We start from the raw sequence: 16,714 nt of genomic DNA on the forward strand, positions 1-16,714 counted from the left end.
GACGAGGTTGATAGGTTCGAGGTGGAAGTGCAGCAATGCATGCAGCTGACGAATACTAATCGGTCGAGGGCTTAACCTATTCCCATTAAAGTGATGAAGAGCTCCGAAGTGGACTCAAGTACTTTAACGGGGCCCAAAGGATTTAAAACCTAGGGCAAACCTAAGAAATTCAACTTTACACAAGTTTCGTATCTAGTTTTCAAGGCGCAAACCACGCTTTGACTGTTTGGTGATGATGGCGGAGGGGACCCACGCGTTCCCATCTCGAACACGACCGTTAAGCCCTCCAGCGTCGATGGTACTTGAACCGCAGGGTTCTGGGAGAGTAGAACGTTGCCAAGCACACAGACTTCACTTTAAAAGTGAGGTCTTTTTTATTTTTTTGAACGTTAGCGTTTATGCTAGCGGTGAACTTAGTTTAGCGGTCAGGGAGCAGTTTGCCATCTTAACAACTGCTCCTTCTGTCGTTGCTCTAGCGGGTAGTAGAGCGTGGCGTCAATCTTCCTCATCCTTACTTATATCTTAATATTGTATAAAGAGGTTATCAACCGTAACTCCGGCACGCTGGGGGTTACAACTTGCGTAATTCAAATAATATATCTTCAGGCTCAAACCGTTTCATGAAGTCTGGATTAACGTATACCGAACGGACGGAACCACTCTCGTCAATCAGGAATGTTGAGGGCACCGGCAGAATCCATCGGCTTGTGGCGTTGTATTCTGCTAGATCGAGACCTAAGCCTTGCTGAAATACGTCCTGTATGTAGTCTGGAACATCGTAAAGAATACGATACATCGCCGCAACCAAACCGTTCCGGTCGCTTAGCACATGGAAGCGCAGCTCATCCTTCTCCGTTTGGGAGAGTGTAGCATCTGGGCTTTGCGGACTGATTGCAATCAGTTGAGCACCTAGTTTTTCTATCTCAGGCAGCACTTGCTGATAGGACTTAAGCTGTCTGCTGCAGTAAGGGCACCAACCTCCACGGTAAAAGGTTAAAACGACCGGGCCTCTAGCTAACTCATCATATAGATTGACCACCCGACCAAGTGCATCCTGTAGGGTAAAATCCTTGGCTCTCTGTCCAATCTGCAGACCAAAAGGGTTAGCAGATTCTTGTTGCTCCCGGATGAGCCGAGATAGAGCGGCCTGCGCTTCCAGCGGCGTATGAGGATCAAACGTCTTCTTCATCTGCGCTAATTCCTGATTTAAGGTCATTGTCATTCTCCTTTAAATATTTGATTTTTTCGTCATAATGTTGAGATTTCCTGCAAATACGGATACTGCCTTCGTTTTAACTAACTAATTATCTGATTTTATAAATCCAATAACCAGGAAAATAATACCAAACGCGATGGAGAGGTAGCCTGCAACTCTTCTAACAGGGCCACCCCACCTTGCTAATTTGCTTAGAATGGAAATGGAGAAGACTGCGACGGCCAAGAGTATTACACCTTTCCCTAACGAATAGGTCGTCATGAGCAACGCTCCGTGTAGCGGACTTCCCTGAAGTGCGATATAACTAATCAATGCAAAAAAGATGGGAATCGCGCAAGGCGAAATAACAAGTCCATAAGGAATCCCTAGCTTGAAAGCGGCAAAGTTGCTTTGCGGTTGTGGCTGGTTCAACGACTTTTGGAAAGTAGGCATTGCGAATGAAATGACACCAAGCAACTGCAATCCAGCCAATATGTCAAAGACGGGAGGAACCAAAGTTAGTAAATTGTATTTCTCAACATAGGGCAGGAACTGTTGGCCGAGCAGCGCGACGATTAAACCCGTCAACACCGATGTGACAACCATACCCAAGATAAAGTTGATAGCCATCCCAATGGCTTTTCTTTTATCGCCATTAGCTCCTTTCTGTACATAATTCGCAAACATGGCAAGCACGGGCAAATAACATGCTAATACCGCGCTCACGATTCCGGCGATGAACACAAGAATGTAGGTAGAGGCGGAAATTCCGCCTGCAATCGTAAAATGATATAAATTTTCCATTTGTTTCTCCTTCTAACTAGCGGATTTATTGATTAAATAATTCATACACTCGTTCACGAAGCTTAGGTAGTGAGGGCAAAATGGCAAATTCCACATTCCCATTGATGATAATCGCTCCGCTACTAAAAATGTTCAGTTCCTGAAGACGCACAAACTGATCGACCACATGTAACTCCTGAAACTCGATTTGCGGAAATTCCGTTGATACTTGCTTCACTATCTTTATCGCTTTTTGACAGATGGAACAATCCGGTCCAGCTGTTACAACCTCGATTAACAAAAGAACTCCTCCTTCTTTTCCATTCTGATAATCATCCTCCGTGCAAAAGGAAGATTTGTTTTTATTATAAAGGTCGGACTGTTAAATCCTTGTTAAGTCAGTAAAACTCCGAAAGATTGAATGATTTTTCCTCGTTTCATAAAAAGATGTGTGATATTCTAATGTCATTGTCATGAAAGGAAGGAGTGGTTATATGCGAATCCTCATTGTCGAAGATGAGGAGGACCTTTCACGCGCATTAGCCAAGGGGTTAAGGAGAGAAGGTTATGCCGTGGACAGCGCTATTGACGGTGTAACAGGGTGGGAACTCGCGGATACCAATGAATATGATGTGATTCTTCTCGACATCAATCTTCCGGAGTTGGACGGCATTTCACTTTGTCAACGCATTCGCCAGTCCTCGCACCATAACGATGTATTTATTCTCATGCTGACAGCGCGCAGCCATCCAGACGAAGTGGAAGAGGGGCTCGATTCGGGCGCGGATGACTACCTGCGTAAACCCTTTATGTTCAATGAATTGCTTGCTCGCATTCGAGCGCTCCTTCGCCGGAGCTCGTCGTTGAAAAGCCCCGTCCTGCAGTTCGATCAGCTTACCCTTGATTCGAAGAAAAAGGAAGTCAGGTTCGATAATGCTCTAATTTCATTGACGAAAAAAGAATTCGGATTGCTCGAATATCTGATGCTGCATCCAGACGAGGTTATTTCGTCGGAAAGGCTTCTTGAGCATGTTTGGGATATCCATGCGGATCCCCTTTCCTCAACAGTCCGGGTTCACATCAATTCTTTGCGCAGAAAGCTCTCGCATCATGAGCCAGAAGCAGGAGAACGTTATATTCAGACCATTCAAGGTTATGGGTATAAATGGGCTCTAAGCACTCTTGCAAAGAAAGAGGAAACGACATGAAATCATGGAACCGGCTTTCGCTGCGTGCCAGAGTGACGCTGTTTTCTATTCTTTTTTTGGCGATATTGATTACTTTATATGTGGCTATAGAGTCTTTTTTCTCCGTTTTCAGAATTGTATCCGAGCTGCAGGGGCGAATCATAAGCTTGGTTGTCGTTCTAACAGGCATGATTTTCAGTTCGCACTGGCTCGCCGTGATTATCCTGAAGCCTGTGAAACGGATGAGCGAAACAGCCGCTGGAATAACGGCAACCACCCTGCACCAACGACTAGAGATTGATCAACTTCATGATGAATTGAAAAAGCTAGGGATTGTATTTAATACGATGCTGGATGGCCTGGAATATTCTTTTAAACAACAAGCCCGTTTCGTTTCCGCGGCCGCGCATGAATTAAGAACGCCGCTTTCCATCCTACGCACGAATCTTGAAGTATCCGGAGACAACGATGGCATTGATCCAAATGAATGGAGAGATTACAGGGCGACAACGGAGCGGACGCTTGCACGGCTAGAGTCATTGACGGAGGATTTGCTGCTGCTGGCTGACGGCACATACGATCAGTCGCAAAGTGAGCACAAGGTTGCAGAACTGGCCAACATTCTCGCAGATGCCAAATCATTTATGGAACCGATGGCAGTCAAATATGGGGTAACACTCCATCTGATAGAGCCTTGCGATGTTTTGGTTAAGGGGGAAGAAAGCTTCTTATTCCTGGTCTTTCGAAATCTGTTGGACAACGCCATACGGTACAATCGGCCAAACGGGAATGTAACGCTGGAGGTATCGCAGGAAGATGAACGGGTTGTGGTTCGGGTTTCGGATACGGGGAAGGGAATATCCCCTCAATCAAAGGAGTTGGTTTTCGAGAGGTTTTACCGGCTCGACTCATCCAGGGCACGTAGTCATGGCGGGGCTGGCTTAGGTCTGTCGATTGTCCGCCATTTGCTTGCCATCTTCCAGGGGACCGTTGAACTGGAGTCGAGCTCCGAATCGGGGAGCGTGTTTAAGGTCATGTTGATGAAGGGCTAAGAAGCTGGAAGTGCTGATTGAACTAACTGGAGACGTTTGTTCAGTCATCCAGGAGCAGTTTGCCACAACGGTAGATATCAGATCTCCGCGGCAGCTGCTCGCTGTTCCCATTGAAGTAACGGAACACTTTAATGTAGGAATCATGGGGGGATAATGTTTGTCTGTTAACCGACTCGAGGAAATCAGAATGAAAGAAAAACTATATCATGATGATTGTTACGAAAATCTAATACTTTTTCAGGATGGTTCCTGGCTGCATAAACCAGTAAAAACGATACTAGATTTATTTGATCTATTGGATGAGAATAATGACTTGCGGTTACTGGATTTAGGGTGCGGCGTTGGAAGAAACAGTATTCCTTTAGCCCAAATACTAATAAAAACAGGCGGGAAAGTTGTTTGTGTTGATTTACTACAATCTGCTATTCGGAATCTTGATAATTACGGTAAGCAATACGGTGTAATTGATAGAATTGAATTCGAACATTAGTGAAACTGAAATGGAAACAGGTGTAAAAATGGATCCTATGTTCGAATTATTGTTTGATACAGATGAGTTACTTAACAAACTCAAAAAGTTGTATAAGGATTGGCATGTATTGAAACATACTGTAAAAGGTTACGAAATTGAGATCTTAAGAGATGGTAAACAAGTGTTACTGAAAAGTGACGTTGTAACTTGGGCTGTACAAAATGGCAGTCCACTAAGCTAACGAAAAAAAGTTCAATTAATACAGGGAGCAGACCGTCGCGGTGCTGCTCCCTGTTTCATTGTTGTAACGAGCAGCATTTTCAATGCTAATACCGGATAGTATATACTTAGAAAAACTATTTTGCCTGGAGGAAATCATGTCAGAAAAAAAAGAGAAGGTTTATTACGAACGGGGAACGAATGAACTGGGGGAGAAAAGCATGCGAGCCCAAAAGCTTGTGAAGGCCTTCAATGACTGTGATCCTGAAAATGGACAAGAGAAAGAACGGTTGATTCGAGAGCTATTTGGCAGCGTAAGTGAAGGCATTAATATCGAACATAATTTCCATTGTGATTTGGGTTACAACATTCATGTTGGCCGTAATTTCTATGCCGGTTATAACTGCACCATATTGGATATGTCAGAGGTGCGTATCGGTGATGATTGCATGATAGCACCGAATGTCGGGATCTACACGGCTGGTCATAATATCGGACCCAAAGACCGAAATAAATCTGGTTACAGCATCCCCATTACGATTGGAAATAATGTTTGGATTGGTGGGCATTGCGCAATTCTGCCCGGGGTTTCAATTGGTGATAATTCCATTGTGGCAGCCGGTTCAATAGTAACAAAAGATGTGCCAGCAAACACAATAGTCGCAGGTAATCCAGCCAAGGTGCTCAAGCAGATTACAGAGGAATAAAATGAGAGGAAATAAGATGGGTAGTGAGTAATTAATAATGATCTTCTCCAGTTAACAAATTTGTCTCAAGGAGAAGCCGGGAATTCTATATGTAATTCCAAAAGAACCCCTCTATAATCCCTCCAGGGTATCTGTTATTAAGCTCCCGCGGAACTGAACTACAGGCATTATTTCGGTTGAACTCTAGAGTAAGCTAATGGCGTTAAATTGGAGGATTTTCATGGATAATCAAGATATCTATCTACCAAGAGATAAACATGACTTTGAAGGAATTAGTCAATTGCACACTTTAGAAAGCTGTAGTTGCCCTTATTCCTATTCTTGTTGAATGGCTTCAAGATATAAATTGGCCGCCAATACATTTAATCAAGGAATTTCAAAACCAGAGTTAATTAGAATTGCTAATACGCCAACCAAAGGTGAATTACTGGAAGAGGTGAATGAAACTGCTCTGATGATTCTAGAGACCATTTTAAGATTCAAGATGATGCTGAAAGAATATACGATTTTTTGTTCAATTATACCATTCTCATTGAGTGTCCCCATTGTAAGAAGTGTGCTAAAGGGTTAAGGAAAAGTGATAGTAAGTTCGGATATATTCTGCAATGCAAATGTTGTGGCGTATTAAGTGATCCAGTAGTTGGTACGTGGGGGAATGGGACATTTATGGGTTTAAACCTTTGGTTAAGAACTAATTGTTGTGGGAACTTACTTTGGGCTTATAACAAAGAACACTTAGATTTTTTGGATAGCTATATTAACTCTTCCTTACGTGAAAGAAAACCAAATAAAAATCAGAGTTTGGCAAGTAGACTTCCTAATTGGATTCAGAGCAGGAAGAATCGTGAAGACCTGTCAAAAGGTATTGCAAAATTGCGCAATAAGCTTGAAATATCTTGACAAGAAAGTGAGTCCATTGCGCTCCCTCGGTATAATCTGATTTCCTCACGCAAGCTCGTCTACTCGCAGGATTTCATCCCTTAGATATCGATGATAAATGAAAGATAGCGAGATACTTAAGGATGTGTCGTTAAAAAGGCATGCGGGAACAGAGGTGGAGGTCGGTCTTTCTAACGGAACGGGTCGGAGCCCTTTTGCGCAATGTATCCCGATACTCCGTGCTTTCTTTGTCTCCTGCGAATACGCCAACTTGCGTGAGAAAAGGTTTATGTTAAGCTGCTAATGCAAAGATTTTTTCGGGGTTGTAGGCTTCATCACTACGGGCCATTCCTACTAAGAGTCGAGCTAGTTTTCCACATAACTTCATGATGGACTTCATCTTTTTAAGCTTTTTCACCTGAACATTATGGTGATGTAAGGCTTTAAATTCTTGGTTACTCATGACCATGCACATCGTGATTAAATAGAGAAAGTGACGCAGGCGTGGACGACCTCGCTTACTGAGCTTCAGTTGTCCTTTCCATTTACCCGAGCTTGCTTCGGTTATATTAAGTCCTGCGTGACGAAGTAGAGCATTCCCGTGCGCATAACCTCGAAGATCTCCAGCCTCTCCTAAAATACCAGCTAGAGCAATGGCGCTTATTCCACTAATGGCAAGGATTTTGCCTGAATAGGGGATACGTTCAAGAACATCTTTGGCTTCTTTTTCGATCCGCTGCAGTTGTTTCGTGGCTAAGTCGTGCTCTTCAAGGAGCTGCTCTAGATGGAGTTTGTAAGGATGTGTTGCCTGCTTAGATCCAACTGTTTTCTTGGCAAGATCGATGAGTAGATGAGCTCTACGCACACCAGAATGCCGCTTCATGGATTTCTGCCATCCTTTAATGACATCGTCAGGACTTAGTTTACATAGCTCAGCCGGGAGCGGAAAAAGCCGAAGGGTTAACAAAGCACCCTTGCAAGTTAAGATTTTAAAGACTTGTCTCAGTTCAGGGAAGACAATGTCGACCCAGCGGTGGATCTGGTTAACGGCACTTACGAGTCGTTTAACGACCGTTTCGCGGTTAGCCATGAGCACTCGCAGCTCCTCGTATTCGGAAGAGTGGAAGCGGACGGGGGAGTAGTAACCGTTTTTGACCATGTCGGCAATAACTAAAGCATCTTTTTTGTCGCTCTTAGAGCGTGTATTGTCGCGGTTTTCTTTATTCTTTTTAACCAAGTGAGGATTAACAAGTACGGCTTCAATGGCTTTGTTTTTGAGCCACCCGGCAAGGCTTAGCCAGTAGTGGCCAGTCGGTTCCATACCAACGATAACTTGAGATAATTTATATGAAGCTAACAAGTCGCTAATCCAACGGTCGAGGGATATGAAACCTTCTTCGTCATTACTGAATTCTAAAGGATTCCCGAGCGCGACACCACGGAAGTTAACCGCTCTGGCAACATGAGTCTCTTGAGCAATATCTACGCCAACAACAATATGATTAACGGTAATGTTTTCAATGAGTTGATTTTGCTTTTCTTGTGATTTAAACTTCATAGTAGAGCGTCCTCCTGGATGGGATTTTTGAGGCAATGACCTCGTGCGTAACCCCATCGTACCGAGGCGCTCGTTTTTTTACAAAGCTGAAATTTATCCATCTACAGGAATCTAACGGGAGACGATAACATAGTAAGCTGGGAGCAGCGACCTATACGATAGGTGCTCCCTACTTTCGTTAAAGTAACGGGCAGTTCAACTATTTCGTCGAATACCTTAGGCACGGCGAATTTACGAAGTACGCGAAAAAGATGTTATATTAAATAGCCGAGACTAAACAATAAAAAAAACCTTAATTACGTTCGAGTGGTGAGATGACATGAAAAATCAAATTCATATCTTAGGGGCATCTGGTTCGGGTACTAGCACATTGGCTAAAGCAATGTCCAATGAATTTGGATATAAGCATTTTGATACTGATGATTATTATTGGATACCAGATAAAGAACCATTTACGAAAGTCCGACCAATTGAAGAGAGAATCAATTTACTCATGAAGGATCTTTATAGTCATCCCAAGTGGGTTTTATCAGGATCATTATGTGGATGGGGAGACGTATTCATTCCGTATTTCGATTTGGTGATCTATGTATGGATTACTAAAGACATACGTATGAGAAGACTAAAGGAACGAGAGACATTAAGATATGGAGAAGATATTGCTTTTGGTGGAAAGCGTTATGAGTCTTATCAGAATTTCATGGAATGGGCATCCAAATATGATGAAGCTGGAATAGAGATGAGAAGCAGGATATTACATGAAGAATGGTTGGCAGCATTGCCGTGTCAGGTTGTGAGATTAGAAGGAGATATAAATGTTGAGGACAAAACGATGTATATAGAAGAGATAATTAAAGCATAAATCTGATTGATAATTCGAGGAAGTTGGCTACTTCAGATATCACCATATTCACTCTTCGGGCATTCGCCCTTCATGACGACGAGGAACGATAGTTCAAAAACAAGAGACAGATCGCCGCGACAGGCAGCTGTCTTTTGTTTATTGAAGTAACGGGAAGTTTAGCGTAATCCAAATGTAGTATAATATGGGAAATGCGGGTTATTGGAGGCGGGTTAAAGAATGGAGATATTTCCTGATAAACACGAACTTATTGGGCTTTTTGAATGTGAGCCACAATTTTCAGATGAAATGGACATTCCCGAATACTACAATTAATGGAGATTCATTCTAAAAAGGCGAACTGATGTTTTAGAGATAGAAATTGAACCGAACAACTGTTTTATTCATATAAGATGGCATCAAAAAATAATGTTCTAGTTGAACTTACTTTGGAGAAAGTTTATGGAATAGAAATAAAAAAACAGGGAGCTTCTGAATTCGCACAGCTATTATTCCGTGATAAAAATCTTAAGACCTTAACTCTTCGGACGAAACCTTACATATCAATTTGCTGGGGAACCGAATGGTGACGATACTTATTAATTGATTTAACTAAAAGCAGAACGTTTCATAATAAACTGCGAAGGATAAAGTACATATGAATAACTTGGGATTACTTGCAGGTTTCTATTATCTCGCATTAGCAACGGGATATAAAAATAAAAACGATATCATAAAATGGGCGGATAATTGTATTGAAAGATATGATGTTCCATATAATTTTATTGAACTATCTCTCTCCAGTTCCAAGAGGATTACCGACATGCTTTCAATTTTAAAATCTTTGTACGGAGAGCGTGATTTTCAACATCCAATGTATTTAATATTGGGTAGAATACGATCGGAATTTATTAATGAGAAAATATCGACAGTAAATTTCTTTTCTTATATTTACGCATTGTATGTACTTGGATGCACCTCTGATAAAGAGTTAAATGAGTTTTCATTTTTAGATCGGTTAAGTGACGGATATTATTTAGCAACTGCAGGTATTTACGGAGAGGTAGAAGACATAGTGCATGATGCGCTTGATGAATTAAAAAGATTTGAGGAGTTTTGTGTCATTTTGAATGAAGACTCGTTGAACTAAAGGAAAACGATAGTGCAGCGAGGGAAACATTCCATCGCTTGTTTTCGTTTCTGTGAGATCTACTCAACTATCGGGCAGAATAACGTGGAAACACGGCAGGATATTAAAAACTATGCGAATGACCATAGATAAGGAGGATTTATGAGAAGTGATCATAGTGAACTAACGATTAATGAGATTGCAGAGAACGAAGGATTTACAGAGGAGTATGTTGTAGATGAGAGCTCTTCGATGTCAAGGTGGTTTGGAAAAATACTCAATACTAAGGTTAAAGAATTGTCCGATGAGGACCTAGCCAAGCTGTTAAGACAGAATTATCATCCTTTTTATATTATTCCTGAAGCTATTAAAAGATTAAGAATAAATCCAATTGTTGGAGGGCTGTATGATGGGGAAATGATATATTCCCTAAGCCGAGTAGATGCTTCATTCTTGTTGGAATACTCAGAAATTAGAGATGAGGTTTTGTTACTATTAAATGAACTTGATTCATACAAGCTAGTTTTCTTGGAGGAGGAAGAAGAGGAAATAGATGTTGAGCGAGAGAATAATGATTTCAAGAAACTTATTATTGATCTGAAAAGCACAATTTCTAAAATATAGACTTAGAGAATCAAGTTCAGGATTCGTTCAAGAAATTGCGGAATATCTTTTACATAAGAATTCTAGAAGAATTCTAGGAAATCATTAAGCTCCCTCGGGAGACGTTAGTTGAGCAATTGGACGGAGGTTTGTTATTGAAAAAACCAATAAAAATACTTGGTATCTTATTCAGTATAGTAACTGTTGTTATTGCAATATCTTTTTTTGTAGATGATGAAGGCTATAAAGACCAATCAAGATTTTCATGGATGATGGTTACAATGTGTGGTTCATTGATATTTAATGGTGGTACTTCTTACTTAACAAAAAAAGATAAAAAAGGACTGCTCCCTGTAGGAGTCGGAATTATAATTTTAATATTTGTAATAATTAAATTCCCTTTCTAATATATGGAGCAGTTTGATGAAGCAACTACGGAGTAATAGTAGGGTGGATAATTTTGTAAGATGAGTTAAGTGAAGAAATACTAAAAGAACTAAAGAAGATAAATGAAAAACTTGATATATTAAATGAACCCAATGGGTTGTCAACCCCAATGAAGATTATTGCATTCTTCGTAATAGGGCCGATGGTTGCTCTATTATTATCAGGTTTGTATCACTTTGTAATGTAAGATTCATTAAAGTAATGCTGTCTCTGTCAATCTTTACTACGCGGGAACTATAGCTAATAAAGATATCACGGCAGCCGGTCATGACGATCGGAAAAGGGAGGGGATGAAAGGATGAAAGGATGAAAGTGTATAATAAAAAGTATTTTATTCTAATGCCACCTGCGCTAATAATTGGCGTATTTTTGCTTTACTTTCTTGCAGCAAACCAGAGACCTCTTGTGTTATTTGTTCCTATTGTTTTTTGGTTAATTTATTACACGTGGATATATATTGAAAAAACAAAAGAACAAATAATAATTTGTATTATTGAACTAAAGAGAACTATAGCTTAATAAAGGCATCGCGGCAGCCGGTCATGATGATCGGCTGTCGTTTCCACGCTAACGGGCAGGATAACATGGAAATATCTTGAATTAGTAATATGCAATCATATTGCTTAGGGGTGACCATTATAGCAATCGGCGATTATCAATTTATTCTGTTTCCCGTGGGAAACGTTCCGAATTTCTCCGAAGATGGTATAGAGTTTGTTGGTCAAAATAAATTTAGTTTTCATCAAGCTGTAGATGTACTCAAAAAGTCAGCCTATATTCAGAACGACTCAACTTTGAAGTCATGGAACTCCTTTGATGATGAATGTTATTTTCTGTATTTTGATGGGAAAAACAAGATTGAAATTGAGTTGAATACAGGGCAGGCTACAGAAGAAGCCGAAGAAATTTCAATAAGAACAAATATTTTTCGAGAAGAGGGAAGTGTAGTTAATGCACTAAGAATTTGCCAGGATTTATGTGATTCTTTGAATTTAAAATGTTGGAATATGAAGCTTCGAAAGATTATTGATTTAAATAATGTCTCAAGTGTTGCCGATACCGTAAATCACTATAACCAACTTCGATGTAAGGGCTAATTTGCAAATGATTATCGGGGACGAAGGATCAATATCGTGAGGCTGCCGAGGGTGGCCTTTTTATGCTATCGGGAGTTGAAAAAACTTGCTGGTAAAGGAGAATGAAGTTTGGATAATTATTGGAATTATAGAGTTGTTAAAAAGGATTGGAAAAATGGGCTTGTTTCTTATGATGTTTGCGAAGTTTATTATGAGAATGACAAACCCACATCATGGATTTGGGGTAAAAATGTACTTAGTGGTGAGAGCAAAGTAGGCTTAGAATTGACGTTAAATTCAGTTCAGAAAGCTTTTACAAAGCCAGTGCTTGAAATCATTGGTGACGATGAGGAATTAGTTGAAATAGAGGAATAATACGGTACGGTAACATTGAACTTTTTTGTACTAATGGATACTATAGTTTAATAAAGATACCGCGGCAGCCGGCCCTTGAAAAGACGGCTGCCTTTTCCACGGGCAGGATAATTCAACGAATTATCGAATTCTAACGTCTACCGAACAAAGAAATAAGGTGGGGTGATTGTAGTTGTCAGTAGAAAGAGATAAAATGCTAAACTCACTGAAAAACATCTATATTCCCAGCAGCTTGCGCGAGCGTGGCTTCAAGGGTACATTTCCGCATTTTCGAAGAGTAACCGACAAGAAAATAGACCTCCTAACATTTCAATTCGATAAGTATGGTGGTGGTTTCATCATCGAAGTAGCCGTTTGTCCTCCAGCGGGTCATACTCATCATTGGGGAGAAAAAGTCCCGCCGAACAAAGTAACCCCATATGATTTGAATCTTAAAAATAGAAAAAGGATTGGAGATAAAGACAATTGGTTTAGGTATGACAAATTTAACTTGTTCGGTAATATCTACGATAAAGTTGCATACAAGGCATTAAAAAATCTAAGTGAAGCGGATGAATATTGGGCCGTAACTGATTACCAACCGTAATTACGCTAACGGGACACTATAGCTGAATAATCACAAAAACGGCAGCCACGGAACGCTGCCGTTTTTTTAACTAACGGGCAGGCTAACATGAAAGTTGTGCCTCTTCCTGTCTGCAATAAAAAGGAATATTTTGTATAAAAATTGAATACAGAGAGATAACAAAAAAGGAGAATGAATTACATGGAGATTGAAATCATTCAAACTGACAATATCTCAACATTTGTTGGGGTAAGAGCGAGTGCTAATATGTCTAATTTAGGAAACAACATTAAAAATGCATACGATGAATTGGTAAGAAGAAAAAATGAAATAAAAAACATTAATTATCCAAATGTGACATATGGAATATCTCCTCCAAATTACAAAAGTAACAACGGAACAGTTGATTTCTATTGTTGTGTTGAAGTGGAATCTCTTGAAAACTTACCACATGGAATGGTTCATATACATTTATTGCCTCGTACTTACTCATTAACACTTTATAAGGGATTGGCAAGCCAGACGGTAACAGCTTATGATTTCACTACTAAATGGCTGAATGAAAACGGATATACATATGATGATACAGCTTATTATTTTGAAAGATACGACGAGAAAACAATAAGAGATTTAGATGATGAACGGAATGAAATAAAAATATTCTGTCCTGTAAAGAAGAAATGAACATTACGTTAACGGGCAGGATCTTTCCGAAATATGGTATTATAAAGGCGGTTCTTTGGAACGACGGTTTTTCGGGTTCAAGATTACGAAAACCATTAAACCTCTTTATTATCGGGTTAGGTGGAGTCCAACTGTTGATGAGATTATTGTTAGTATCAGCCTTTAGCTTCTTATTAAGTGGAACATTACTCTTTGGAATGGTGTATCTGGCAATTGCAAATTATGTTCCCCATATGACGGGATGGAGTGAGCCGCCTGGTAAATTTTCCTTAGCTTTGGATTCAACCATGTTAAGGGCACCTTATGTAATTAGTATCCTGTTTATGATTATTGGTACGTTGCTTTTTGTTATTGCATTATACCAAGCATTGCTGAGAAGAAATCGAGATGAGGAGCCAATAAAGAAGGAAATCGTAATCTGATAAACTAATTGTGTATTGAACTAACGGAGAACTACAGCTTAATACCGAATAGAACCAGGCAGCCAACATCAACCGGCTGCCTTTTCCCCGCAAACGGGAGGCTAGGGTGGTTGCACTTTTAATTTACTTACAGGTCTTTGTTGAAGATAATATAGTGTTTTCTTAGTGCTTAGACTTAGACTAAGATAAGACTCTTTCTAAAGCACTACATGCTACGTTCTTTAATTTATAATTGGAAATGGAATATATTGAAGAGGACGTAGCCCTAGCGAAGGCGCGGGAGCGTTCCTCTTTAGTTGATTAGAGAGAGAAATTTCTATACTTTTCTTCGCACCAACCTTTACAAACTCGTTCGGCCTTCAGGGGCGACGAAGTCGTTTGCCAATGTTAGAAATTGGGTTCAATGGGTGATTCAAGAAACTTTTTACGGTGGCCTCCGTCTAATGAAGTAGGTGGAAGGAGTGTTCGGATGAATAGGAAATGGATAGTTAACATAGCAGGATATGCATGCGTCGCAGTGAGTTTCATCTTTGCAACTACCTCGGCGGCGGCTTCGACTGTTCAGCCAGAATCGCAAGTCATTACCACTGTGAAGGATGCTCCATTTTATGCCCATATGTCAGAAGAAGCGCCCACGGGTTCTGTAAGCAGTTTTCAAACACTTAAAGTCAAGGAAACGGTAGGTGACGGCAAGGACGTTTGGTACAAGGTAGATACTTGGCTGGGCGAGCAATGGATGCCTAGAAGAGATGGTGTGGTCGTACTCGGAAAAATCGATCCCGTGGACTACAATGCGCACACTGTGAACGTTGAGAGGATTTATGATTCGCCATATTCCGTGGAACAGGAACTCGTGACGCTTCCCCCACAAGAGGTGCACATTACCGGGCGCTATGACAGATGGTATCGTTTCAAGAAGGACGACGGGAAGTTGTATTGGCTTTATTCGCCTTTGCTGCAGGAGGAAATCCGCGAGGAATCCGCTGACTTCGATATGCTTCTCACACGCAAGGAACAACTGTACGAAATTCCTTACCTTACAAAATCGCCGATGACTCTCGCTCCGCAAACTGTTCATGTTCTTGCCCGGTGGGACACGGGAAAAGAGGGTTACCGCTTCAGGGGAATCATTTGGTATAAGATTCAAACGGATCAAGGACCTCTATGGGTTCTGCCGAACGACGAAAAAACCGGCGTCAAGCCTGTACACGAGTTCATCGCGCTACCTACAGGAGGCTATGGTGCATCCGCACCAGAATCGAACGATCTATTGATATGGTTCGATGCGGGGAGTAAGTTGGAGGCATCGGCGCGCTGGGGGGATTGGTTTCAAATTAAGGCCGGCACTGCGGAAACGGTTTGGGTCAGTCCGAGTTTGTCACTTCATAAGCGCCCTCTCGGAACGACAGCTTCTAGCGAAATGCTGCATTTTACCGAGGAAACGGCTGCCTATACCTATCCAAGCCCTGAAGCTATCGCCCATCCAAAAGGTTACTATGCTCCGCAGGAGGTGCAAAGCATCGCTAAATGGTCTGGTGACGGCATACTGAACTGGTACTTATTCCGTGGCTCTGACGGAGACCTGTGGGTTCCGAAGCCTCGAAAGGATACCGACAGGTCATTGGTTGGAAGTTGGAGACAGTACCAGTCGCAGCAATCCGAGGAGGTTCGAGAACCACAAAAAGCTCCTCTTGAAATCACTCTGATGAAATATTCCCAGAGGCATAGCTTCTACCAAGATGAGGGCATTCCATTTACACTTCAAGTACGAAACATTTCGGATCAAACGTTAACCGTTTCACCGACTGAGTTTGAAATGCAAATCTTTAAACTTGGCGGAGAACCGGAAGAAGCATTGAAAAATCTGGAGAAGAATGAACTCATATGGACAAGAAAGCTTCCTCCACTTTCAGCGGCGTTTCCAGAAAGAATGAGCTCGCAATCGATATTATTCGAATGGGATCAACAGGACACTGGCGGGATACCTGCTGTCCCTGGGGAGTATGCCTTGCGGATAGTACCGACTTCCATCCACTTGGAAATGGGGGGAGCGAAAGAGACAAAGATCATAGATAAGGAAGAAATGCAAAAGATGATCGGCGATCCGGCGGTTTTCGGTATTATTGCCGGGCATGAGGGGAGTGGATCCTAATGCGGATCCATAAGTTGAGGCTGCTCACTGCAAAATTAGATCAACTGAAGAGCTTTTACACTATGTTTTTGGATTCTTGCTGATGGAAGATGATAATGAAGTTTATAAACGACAGTATCTTACACGGTCTTAAATAGAACATAAATAGCCCATTGCCCTGCAAATTGGAAATTAAGAACTCTTCCAAATTACGGTGATGGGCTCACTCATATTTTATAAGCACCACACTACATTAATAACGGGCAGATTTGCTCAATACGATTAAAAATCATTTATTATAATTATATTTTATCTGGTACTGTTTATTTGGCTCACGAAATTAGGGCGTGTATTTGAAGTATTCGCTGAGCAGGATCATTATCAAAGAA

21 protein-coding genes and 2 rRNA genes are annotated in these 16,714 nt (G+C 41.1%); 19 read left to right on the plus strand and 4 right to left on the minus strand.

Annotation, left to right across the window (positions count from 1 at the left end):
- Nucleotides 1-79, plus strand: a 23S ribosomal RNA gene (locus AC3WTJ_RS19740); the annotation flags it as partial.
- A 146-nt stretch (nt 80-225) separates the two neighbouring features.
- Nucleotides 226-342: ribosomal RNA gene (gene rrf / locus AC3WTJ_RS19745) — 5S ribosomal RNA — on the plus strand.
- A gap of 229 nt (nt 343-571) precedes the next feature.
- Here rrf and AC3WTJ_RS19750 read toward each other — a convergent pair.
- From AC3WTJ_RS19750 to AC3WTJ_RS19760, 3 genes are all read right to left on the minus strand, one after another.
- Nucleotides 572-1,216, minus strand: coding sequence for a peroxiredoxin-like family protein (locus tag AC3WTJ_RS19750; RefSeq protein WP_492523294.1), 645 nt, complete (start codon nt 1,214-1,216; stop codon nt 572-574).
- A gap of 84 nt (nt 1,217-1,300) precedes the next feature.
- On the minus strand, nt 1,301-1,999 hold the full coding sequence (locus AC3WTJ_RS19755) for a cytochrome c biogenesis CcdA family protein (RefSeq protein WP_492523295.1): 699 nt from the start codon (nt 1,997-1,999) through the stop codon (nt 1,301-1,303).
- Nucleotides 2,000-2,024: 25 nt separating this feature from the next.
- Nucleotides 2,025-2,279, minus strand: coding sequence for a hypothetical protein (locus tag AC3WTJ_RS19760; protein WP_492523296.1), 255 nt, complete (start codon nt 2,277-2,279; stop codon nt 2,025-2,027).
- A gap of 193 nt (nt 2,280-2,472) precedes the next feature.
- Between AC3WTJ_RS19760 and AC3WTJ_RS19765 the strand changes: the two genes are divergently transcribed.
- From AC3WTJ_RS19765 to AC3WTJ_RS19795, 7 genes are all read left to right on the plus strand, one after another.
- Nucleotides 2,473-3,186, plus strand: a complete 714-nt coding sequence (locus AC3WTJ_RS19765) for a response regulator transcription factor (protein WP_492523297.1) — start codon at nt 2,473-2,475, stop codon at nt 3,184-3,186.
- A complete protein-coding gene (locus tag AC3WTJ_RS19770; RefSeq protein WP_492523298.1) occupies nt 3,183-4,217 on the plus strand; it encodes a sensor histidine kinase in 1,035 nt (344 codons plus the stop codon). The genes AC3WTJ_RS19765 and AC3WTJ_RS19770 overlap by 4 nt, the downstream gene beginning before the upstream one ends.
- Before the next feature lie 10 nt (nt 4,218-4,227).
- A complete protein-coding gene (locus tag AC3WTJ_RS19775) occupies nt 4,228-4,371 on the plus strand; it encodes a hypothetical protein (RefSeq protein WP_492523299.1) in 144 nt (47 codons plus the stop codon).
- Between the two features lie 33 nt (nt 4,372-4,404).
- Nucleotides 4,405-4,707, plus strand: a complete 303-nt coding sequence (locus tag AC3WTJ_RS19780) for an SAM-dependent methyltransferase (RefSeq protein WP_492523300.1) — start codon at nt 4,405-4,407, stop codon at nt 4,705-4,707.
- Nucleotides 4,708-4,717: 10 nt separating this feature from the next.
- The gene (locus AC3WTJ_RS19785) at nt 4,718-4,930 is read left to right on the plus strand and encodes a hypothetical protein (RefSeq protein WP_492523301.1); all 213 of its coding nucleotides are present in this window, start codon (nt 4,718-4,720) and stop codon (nt 4,928-4,930) included.
- A 136-nt stretch (nt 4,931-5,066) separates the two neighbouring features.
- The gene (locus AC3WTJ_RS19790) at nt 5,067-5,615 is read left to right on the plus strand and encodes a sugar O-acetyltransferase (protein WP_492523302.1); all 549 of its coding nucleotides are present in this window, start codon (nt 5,067-5,069) and stop codon (nt 5,613-5,615) included.
- A 311-nt stretch (nt 5,616-5,926) separates the two neighbouring features.
- On the plus strand, nt 5,927-6,007 hold the full coding sequence (locus tag AC3WTJ_RS19795; protein WP_492523662.1) for a hypothetical protein: 81 nt from the start codon (nt 5,927-5,929) through the stop codon (nt 6,005-6,007).
- A 779-nt stretch (nt 6,008-6,786) separates the two neighbouring features.
- On the opposite strand, the gene AC3WTJ_RS19800 is transcribed toward AC3WTJ_RS19795, so the two are convergent.
- Nucleotides 6,787-8,052: an IS110 family RNA-guided transposase gene (locus AC3WTJ_RS19800; RefSeq protein WP_492523303.1), complete on the minus strand. Its 1,266-nt coding sequence runs from the start codon at nt 8,050-8,052 to the stop codon at nt 6,787-6,789.
- 319 nt (nt 8,053-8,371) lie between these two features.
- On the opposite strand from AC3WTJ_RS19800, the gene AC3WTJ_RS19805 reads away from it, so the two are divergent.
- The 10 genes from AC3WTJ_RS19805 (at nt 8,372) to AC3WTJ_RS19850 (ending at nt 16,346) form a co-directional block, all read left to right on the plus strand.
- On the plus strand, nt 8,372-8,914 hold the full coding sequence (locus AC3WTJ_RS19805; protein WP_492523304.1) for a P-loop NTPase family protein: 543 nt from the start codon (nt 8,372-8,374) through the stop codon (nt 8,912-8,914).
- 637 nt (nt 8,915-9,551) lie between these two features.
- Nucleotides 9,552-10,043 carry a hypothetical protein gene (locus tag AC3WTJ_RS19810; RefSeq protein WP_492523305.1) on the plus strand — a complete coding sequence of 164 codons (492 nt, stop codon included), beginning with the start codon at nt 9,552-9,554 and terminating at the stop codon, nt 10,041-10,043.
- A gap of 141 nt (nt 10,044-10,184) precedes the next feature.
- Nucleotides 10,185-10,646, plus strand: a complete 462-nt coding sequence (locus AC3WTJ_RS19815) for a contact-dependent growth inhibition system immunity protein (protein WP_492523306.1) — start codon at nt 10,185-10,187, stop codon at nt 10,644-10,646.
- 134 nt (nt 10,647-10,780) lie between these two features.
- A complete protein-coding gene (locus AC3WTJ_RS19820) occupies nt 10,781-11,032 on the plus strand; it encodes a hypothetical protein (RefSeq protein ID WP_492523307.1) in 252 nt (83 codons plus the stop codon).
- 648 nt (nt 11,033-11,680) lie between these two features.
- Nucleotides 11,681-12,169, plus strand: coding sequence for a hypothetical protein (locus tag AC3WTJ_RS19825; RefSeq protein ID WP_492523308.1), 489 nt, complete (start codon nt 11,681-11,683; stop codon nt 12,167-12,169).
- 108 nt (nt 12,170-12,277) lie between these two features.
- Entirely contained in the window at nt 12,278-12,523 is a 246-nt protein-coding gene (locus tag AC3WTJ_RS19830; RefSeq protein ID WP_326063143.1) for a hypothetical protein, read from the plus strand.
- Between the two features lie 172 nt (nt 12,524-12,695).
- Nucleotides 12,696-13,109, plus strand: a complete 414-nt coding sequence (locus tag AC3WTJ_RS19835; protein WP_492523309.1) for a DUF4304 domain-containing protein — start codon at nt 12,696-12,698, stop codon at nt 13,107-13,109.
- Between the two features lie 180 nt (nt 13,110-13,289).
- Nucleotides 13,290-13,772: a GyrI-like domain-containing protein gene (locus AC3WTJ_RS19840; RefSeq protein ID WP_492523310.1), complete on the plus strand. Its 483-nt coding sequence runs from the start codon at nt 13,290-13,292 to the stop codon at nt 13,770-13,772.
- Between the two features lie 134 nt (nt 13,773-13,906).
- Entirely contained in the window at nt 13,907-14,194 is a 288-nt protein-coding gene (locus AC3WTJ_RS19845; RefSeq protein WP_492523311.1) for a hypothetical protein, read from the plus strand.
- Nucleotides 14,195-14,663: 469 nt separating this feature from the next.
- On the plus strand, nt 14,664-16,346 hold the full coding sequence (locus tag AC3WTJ_RS19850) for a hypothetical protein (RefSeq protein ID WP_492523312.1): 1,683 nt from the start codon (nt 14,664-14,666) through the stop codon (nt 16,344-16,346).
- The last annotated feature ends 368 nt before the right edge of the window (nt 16,347-16,714 follow it).

It is taken from the genome of Paenibacillus sp. FW101-FHT12H11 (assembly GCF_058790355.1).